The sequence below is a fragment of the Kaarinaea lacus genome (genome assembly GCF_975902315.1).
The window spans coordinates 1-4,985 of the sequence record NZ_CDLKIE010000212.1; the positions used below are offsets into that span (position 1 = coordinate 1).

At 43.6% G+C, this 4,985-nt stretch carries 4 protein-coding genes; 1 reads left to right on the plus strand and 3 read right to left on the minus strand.

The features are described from left to right. A partial coding sequence (locus tag ACWVCM_RS06290) for a cation:proton antiporter domain-containing protein (RefSeq protein ID WP_455200873.1) occupies positions 1-724 on the minus strand: 724 nt, incomplete at its 3' end. Between the two features lie 363 nt (positions 725-1,087). Next, the gene (locus ACWVCM_RS06295; RefSeq protein ID WP_455200874.1) at positions 1,088-3,346 is read right to left on the minus strand and encodes an alpha-amylase family glycosyl hydrolase; all 2,259 of its coding nucleotides are present in this window, start codon (positions 3,344-3,346) and stop codon (positions 1,088-1,090) included. Between the two features lie 483 nt (positions 3,347-3,829). Between ACWVCM_RS06295 and ACWVCM_RS06300 the strand changes: the two genes are divergently transcribed. Next, positions 3,830-4,054, plus strand: coding sequence for a hypothetical protein (locus tag ACWVCM_RS06300; protein ID WP_455200875.1), 225 nt, complete (start codon positions 3,830-3,832; stop codon positions 4,052-4,054). Positions 4,055-4,067: 13 nt separating this feature from the next. On the opposite strand, the gene ACWVCM_RS06305 is transcribed toward ACWVCM_RS06300, so the two are convergent. Next, complete coding sequence (locus tag ACWVCM_RS06305; protein ID WP_455200876.1) at positions 4,068-4,304, minus strand: hypothetical protein; 237 nt, start codon at positions 4,302-4,304, stop codon at positions 4,068-4,070. Positions 4,305-4,985 lie beyond the last annotated feature (681 nt).

The window sequence follows — 4,985 nt, forward strand, 5'->3', positions numbered from 1 at the left end:
CAAGCGACAAACCAACGCTGTTGGTTATCATTGCCGCCGCCAAGGACAGGAGTAATACCGTTAAAGTAAATAGCTCCTCTGACCGGGCTTTCGCCACCTCATGTAACAGGGAACCGATTACCCAACGCCCAATGATGAGCATTACGGAAAACACGATTGCCGTTTTTCCCAGCGATACAGATAAAGGCAACAACACCGAATCGGTACTTTCAACCGCAAGGATGGGAATCACCACTAGAAGAGGAATGACTGCCAGATCCTGAAACAACAATACCCCAACAGCCATATGACCATGGCGGGAGTTAAGCTCGAGTTGTTCTATGAGTTGCTTGGTGACGATTGCCGTGGAAGACATGGCCAGAATGGAACCAACGATAAACGCACTGTTGGGCGACAAACCCAGCCAATAGGCAATAAGACTAAATATTGCCGTGGTAACCGCAACTTGAGCAAAACCCAAACCAAATACAATACCTTTTAACAGCTTGAGTTTAGGGATAGAAAACTCAAGCCCTATGGTAAACATTAAAAACACAATCCCGAATTCGGCGAGAAACTTGATATCTTCAGTCGAAGGTATCCAGCCCAAAGCATTCGGACCAACTATGATTCCAACGATAAAATAGGATAATACTGGTGGTAGCCGCAGGCGTTTGAACATCGCCACGGCAATGACGGAACTCGCCAACAATATGATAACTTCGAGCAGAATCTTGTGTTCCATAGGGAACGCCATTCTAGTGCGATTAATTTCGGGTCATTTTTATCTGTTTCGATACACCCATCCCTGTCGTATAACATTCAGCCACAGGCAGAGCCATATAGTTAGAAGTTATTAACATCTAATTCCAGGCTATATACTCTTCGTAAACTAATATTCGTAAACTAATAAAAGTTATTGTTGTTAATAAATCAGTTTCAATTCGGCAAGGGAAACACAAATCCTGCTTTTTTTGATCCAGGTCAGCGAACTTTTTCAGAGTAGAAAAGAGAGAATGGAACCACCTTTGTTTCCCGATCCAGACCTATTACAGGAATATGGCAGACGTTCTGGATGTTCTATATGGTGATTCGGATTTGATTAAAATTATATCGCCGCCTGCCATTTATAAATAAATCCGCTGGAACCCGGTAATGTAAACCCACTGAAATAACCATCATGGGTCTCCAGAGCGGTAGGATCTAATTCAGAATTGTTCCCCTGGGGCGCAATATCGTTAACAGTGTTATGATCTGCAAGCTTGACCCATTTACCCGGTATCCCAAAATCTATATCGACCTGAACATCGTGGTTTTCATAATTCAACATCACCACCATGGTTTCATAGGCATCCCCATTGGCTTTAGTCCTCCAGCCGATGACCTTGCTACCACCACCGTTCTGGAACTCCATCCATGGAGCCAATACCCACTGGAATTGCCCGCTTGCATAGGGATCATCACCCGCAATTTTTAACCCTGGATAACGCTTACGTAAATTTATCAGGCGAGACGCCCACTGATAAAAACCCTGACTAGCGAGATCCTGCGGCCATCGTACATTGACAACATTGCGTGGACGATCGACATTAAACTCCTGCCCCATATAGATCATGGGCTCTCCCAGCGCCACCATTGTAGACATCAGCCCAAGCCTGCCTTTACGATTTTTTGCGTCGGGGTTATTTAATAGCGGATTAGATCCCACCTCAAACGGTACGCTGTTTTCATCATGGCTTTCACAGTAATTCACAACATTGTTGGTATGAGAGGCGAATTGTCCCTTACTGAAATAAAACATATCGCCTATATTGTCGGTGTTGTAGTGCCATGAATGCTCGTACTCACCTTCACGTAACAGCGCCTTACTTTTATCATGGAACTGGTCGCACCACTGGGCGTAACCATCGTAGCCATTGCGGTTTAAATCACGCTGATTGGGCAGATTTTCGGCGATAAGTATTACATCCGATTTAAAGCCCTTTAGCTCGGTCATTAAGCGTTGCAGGAAACCATGATCCATGTACTGTTGATGGGTCGCATCAAAACGAAATCCGTCGACATGATATTCCACGATCATTAATTTACAGGCATCAATCAGCAGATTTTGCACATCTTCTTTTTCCGTGGCCACCCGATTACCCCAGGGGGTTGCGCCACTAAAATACAGGCCGCCATCATTGCGTAGCGCTTCATTGGGATGCTCTAAAATAACCTGCCACAGAGGATTGAATTGATTGTCGGTATGGTTAAACACCTGATCCAGGATCATCGCCAAACCATGTTGGTGCGCGACATTTACCAGCTCGCGCAAATCATCAGGCTCACCAAAATCCCGCTCCACGGTGCAAAACAAGGATGGATTGTAACCCAGCGTTGTTGGACCTTGCATACTGGGAAATTCGGCCAGGGGCATCAGGGATAATGCCGTCACCCCCAGTTGGTCAAAGTATCCCTGTTTAATGCGGTCGCTGATTCCGGCAAACTTGCCATGGTGTTGTGCAGGAATGTCGGGGTCATCATCAGTAAATCCATGCACGCTGAGTTCATAAAGAATTAGATCCTGGGGATCAGGCGTTTTCCAATCCTGGTCTTGCCAGTTAAACTGGCCAGGATCAACAATTTTCGCGTTGTTGGTGGTAAAATCATTTACCAGCACCCTGGCATAGGGATCGGTTTGATAACGCATTGTCCTGTTTTTGTGATCACGCGGTACACCGCCCTGTATACAAAACTTGTATTCATCACCGCTCTTAGCTTTGTCGGTAACCACTAACCATATATTCGGCAAACCAAAATATCCCCGGTATAACTTCATTTCTATATATTGGTGCGGATCTTCGTTGGCATGCCCCGGCCGTTGCCAGTTATTAAAACTCCCCATCACATAAACCCGCGCGGCATTGGGGTGATACAAACCAAACAGAATCCTGCCGTCATCCAGCGATGTCGCACCCAGTCCGGATAAACCACCGCTGCCGGTAACATACGTTCCTGTTTTAAAATTAAATTGCTGTAAAAACTGTTCTGCGGAATCCAGCTCGGATTTTCGTGGCAATACATCGTAAACAAATGCCTTATCACCTTTACACCAAATTTTACCGGGAGTGAGCGTACCATTCATGCTTTGCGGATAGTAAGTGCGATTCAGACTATCATCTTCCCAGGGACCATCCTGACCTTCACCCTGTTTAAACTTAAAATGAAAGCGTGATTGCAGAACTTTGACTTCATAAATCAATCCGAATTCGTCATGCCCGGTTGGAGAAACATTATGCGTTATATCGGTGCCGTCGTACCAAAGCCAGAGATGAGGATTACTCAGTTTTAAGGCATTATCAAAATGAATAGTAATAGAATGCGGCATGGCGTGTCCCTCCCAGGAGCGGTTGCAATCATGACGGGAATAACTAACTGGATTGGTAATTATGGTTCAGGATTCATTACAGGCCAATGACATCTGGAACAAACTTTTTTGAACATTGATATGCACAAATATTACCCTTTAAGAGCATCTGCAACTCACTTTGTTATGCTTCCTCCGGTGTGTATCGCGGTAACGAAAGCAGGTTATCACTAAGATTGCCATCACTGAAACAGCTTACGTAACAATCCTGTTTTAATAATGTTATGTAACAAACAGCTTAGCAAATAATAATTAATACGCAGTGACATACAAGCCAATCCAGGCCTGATAAAAACATTTAATGATATTAGTCAAATACAACATTAAAATTGCATCCATTTTTACTTTAGAACAGGCTGCATGCTGTTATGTTTATTTCGTTAATCTGGCAATTATGTTTCAATACGGGTATCTGATTCGCAATCTAACCAAACAGGATCAAAAATGAGTAGCAAACTAATGGTTTTACCGGCCCACGACTACAAAACTATTCGGCTTGTAAAGATTCCGGACGATTACGAAGAACACGAAGTGTTCCGTCATGTCACCGGTATTATCGCGGAGGTAGAGGAAAACGACTCTGACTATACCTGGGAAGACGTTCTGGCTGCGTTGGAAGACCGCGGTTTTGAGAATGTGGAGTTTATCCTGGGGCCTGCACTGGACTAAAGCGGGCGTGAACTTATTTTCTGTTCTGCCAGGCATGCCAGGCGGAAAAAATGCCATTGACGATTAATATCAAAGCAAACAGTTCAGCAAACTGTGGTAAGGCGTGTGCGAACCGATTTACCTGAGCATGTTGAAAATGCTGCGTCGGAAGCCAGTATTTCAATCCATAATAAACGACTCCCGCCAGGATCAGGTCAAACCACCAGGGTAATTTCAGCAGTATCTTGTAGCTGAGTTTTTTACGCGGCATGAGGTGAGATTACACCATGAATCTTAGGTTCATGAATCGTAGGGCAAAACCATCGGGTTGTGTATATTTTGCGACCATTTGATTCTCTACTTAACAACATACAGGCAAAACTTGCTCTAATATAATGATTTTTCCCATAAAAATTGACCCAGGATCAAACAAAGCCTACAGGATGTAGGCTAAACTTTGAAATAAAAGTTATGAATCCTTGCGATATTCAAGCCCTGAGCCCAAATAAGGATTGCATGGCTTGTTAAAGTGAATAACCGGTTTAGCGTGAATATTAAGACGCCAGTGTAAGAATTTAATAATGGAATCAATGCTAAACTTACAGCATAACTATAAATGAAGTTGGATAAAGTGTGAACAGTATTAACGATGACGTCATAGCAGCCCGGTTGTCAGTTTATATCGTTCAATTGTTGTTATTCAGATTGCCTAAGCATTTTACAGGATGATGAAAACGTCAGGTCTTATCGTTTTCATTTCAACTATCCAAGCACCGTTGACCTTTTGCAACGGAAGGTGTTTTTAGGATGTATGAATCATTCTATAAATTACACCCCACTCCCTTTCGGCTAACTCCCGATCCACACTTTTTCTTTGAAAGTGATACCCATAAACGTGGGCTAGCCTATCTAAGATTTGCGTTTTACCAACAGGAAGGATTTGTTGTCATCA

Bases quoted from the DNA above. Each gene is read 5' to 3' on its own strand.
- ACWVCM_RS06295 (WP_455200874.1), bottom strand. From the start codon at position 3,346: ATGCCGCATTCTATTACTATTCATTTTGATAATGCCTTAAAACTGAGT.
- ACWVCM_RS06300 (WP_455200875.1), top strand. From the start codon at position 3,830: ATGAGTAGCAAACTAATGGTTTTACCGGCCCACGACTACAAAACTATT.
- ACWVCM_RS06305 (WP_455200876.1), bottom strand. From the start codon at position 4,304: ATGCCGCGTAAAAAACTCAGCTACAAGATACTGCTGAAATTACCCTGG.